Below are 2,435 nucleotides of genomic sequence, written 5' to 3' on the forward strand. Positions count from 1 at the left end.
GGGCTTGTTCGAGGTGACGATCACGCTGGCTCTCTCGTATCTGTTCGAGATCAGCTGGAAGAACAGGTTCGCCGCCTCCGATTCGAAGGGGATGTGTTGGGTCGGGGACGGGACGCCGTGCACCCTCTCGGGTGTCGGTTTTCCCATCCCCGCCCGCCGAACCGGACGTGCCCGTTGGCCGAGCATCCGGCTCTCCACGTGATCCGCTGGATCAGGCGAGGTATTCACTGACCTGGCCGACGAAGGCCGCATCGTCGTGGCTGGTCCGTCGGAAGCGAGCTCCGTCCGAATCGACCTCGTCGATGTTGTAGGGCGTGCTGATCTGCGCTCCGCGGAAGCGGTAGCGCTCGACCCGCATCTTCGCCGGGTTGTAGAGGACGAGACCGCCCTCCGTGATGCGATCGGCCCCGTAATAGCGGCGCCGCAGCCGTTTCCAGGCCAGGTGGGGGTGCTTGGAGCGAATCCAGCGGATGAGCCTCCACCACGCGTACCAGCCGAGGTAGGAGAACGTCCGCTTCGAAGCGCCGTAGCGGAAGTAGGCCGCCCAGCCCCGAAGGACCGGGTTGACCGTCCGCAGCACCTCCTCCAACGAGAGCGAGGTGGTGCTTCGCCCTGTCAGTTTCTTGATCTTGTGCATCACCGACGCCAAGGCCGGCTTGGACGGGATGGTGAGCACGATGTGCCAGCCGTCGCCGAAGGGCCTCCGCTGGATGTGGAAGCCGAGGAAGACGAAGCCGTCGTCGATGTGGGTGATGTGGGTCTTCTCGTCCGAGAGGGTCATCTTCAGCCTGCGGGCCAGCAACTCGCCGATCTCCGACTTGATCGCTTCGGCCTCCGACCTCGTGCCGTGCACGAGCACGATGAAGTCGTCTGCGTAACGCACCAGCCGGAAGTTCGGCCGCCCCGTCCGGCGTCGATACTGCCGACGCCAGCGCGGGGACATCTCCGCATCCCAGATCCGCGAGAAGTGCCGGTCCAGGACGGAGAGATAGATGTTGGCCAGCAGCGGGGAGGCTACCCCTCCCTGCGGAGTCCCGGTGAGGGTCTCCGCGAGTCCACCGTGTAGTTCGACAACCCCGGCCCGCAGAAACGCGCTGACCAGCCGCAGGACCTTGCGGTCCTTGACGCGCTCGGCCACCAGGTCCATCAGGACGTGATGATCGACGTTGTCGAAGCAGGCCTTGATGTCGCCCTCGATGACCCACTCGTAGGTCGACGGCCTGCTGGTGAAGTGGTGGATCTCGGCGATGGCATCCTGAGCCCGTCGTCCAGGCCGATACCCGTACGAAGACGGATAGAAATCGGCCTCGAAGATCGGCTCCAGGACCAGCTTGAGGGCCATCTGCGCGACTCGGTCGCGCAGGGTCGGGATCCCCAGATAACGGACCTTGCCGTTCTTCTTGGGGATCACCGCCTGCTTGACCGGCAGCGCGGTGAACGACCCGTCCTTCAGCGAGGACCGAAGGTCCTCCAGGAACGGGATCACTCCCAGACGCTCCTCGACGTAGTAGCGGGTGACCGCGTCCACGCCCGCTGTCCTGGCACCCCGGTTGCCGGACACCCGCTCCCAGGCCACCAACAGCGTGGCCTGGTCGCAGATCAAGTTGAATACGTCATCGAACCGGCGAGCCGGTTCGTTCCTTGCCCATCGGTGCAGCTTGAGCTGATGATCGAGTACCCGTCGTTCGGCCGCGAAAATGCTCGGCCAAGGTGTCGACGGCGCGTCGTTGTTCAACAACGTTCCTCCCCGACAGCAGCCCTGCTGCCATCACGCTGTCGCCCTTCCCCATGTGACCGGCTTTCCCGGCCTCCGAGTACTACGGCGACTCCGCCACGATCTGGCGTCATCAGCGGGCGTCGCGCCTGCCCGCCGTCCGGCTGGATGCCGGACGGGAAGGGCGATGCCAGATCGCTTCCCACGTTCACTGAGGATCTCTGTGACGGCTTCGGCGCCCAGCTATATCCCGGCAGCATCGCCACGGACCGCACATCGCAGTCTTGGTCCGGGCCTCCCGACGCCCATGGGATAGAGGCGGCGGGAGAGGAGAGGCCATCGGATAGAGCACTCTCCAGCACTGCGAAGCGGCCCATCCACCAGGTTCGGCAGGCCGCTGACGACTCACGGGACGTCAACCACTGGTTCAGTTTCCTTGCACCCATTCCGTCTTCGCTTGCGGGCACGAACCGTCTGGTGGTGTCGGTCCGCCCCTACGTTGTCGAGGCTGCTTCCGGCCTTACCCCCAACCCGGGGTTCAGCCTGCCTCCAGCTTCAACCGGTCCCTGTGAGGACCGGCGGCGGGCCTTTCATCCCGCGAGATCCATCAGCGCCTCGTGGCGCACAGCCGACCTCGTCGATCACGATCAGCGGGTAACGGCCGAGCCGGACGAGTTCGTCCTGGAGCCGTCCGGCCTGGTGGGCGGCAGCGAGCCGGTCG

General features: G+C 65.4%; 3 protein-coding genes. 1 reads left to right on the top strand and 2 read right to left on the bottom strand.

The annotated features are described in order from the left end of the window. Positions 1-252 (bottom strand): ATP-binding protein (locus tag ACWEQL_RS42165; RefSeq protein ID WP_452156880.1); only part of this gene is annotated, 252 nt, incomplete at its 3' end. Further along, entirely contained in the window at positions 212-1,735 is a 1,524-nt protein-coding gene (gene ltrA / locus ACWEQL_RS42170; protein WP_452156882.1) for a group II intron reverse transcriptase/maturase, read from the bottom strand. The genes ACWEQL_RS42165 and ltrA, both read right to left, overlap by 41 nt. Positions 1,736-1,882: 147 nt before the next feature. Between ltrA and ACWEQL_RS42175 the strand changes: the two genes are divergently transcribed. Continuing rightward, positions 1,883-2,435 (top strand): hypothetical protein (locus ACWEQL_RS42175; RefSeq protein WP_452156884.1); only part of this gene is annotated, 553 nt, incomplete at its 3' end.

This window comes from Kitasatospora sp. NPDC004240, assembly GCF_053603215.1.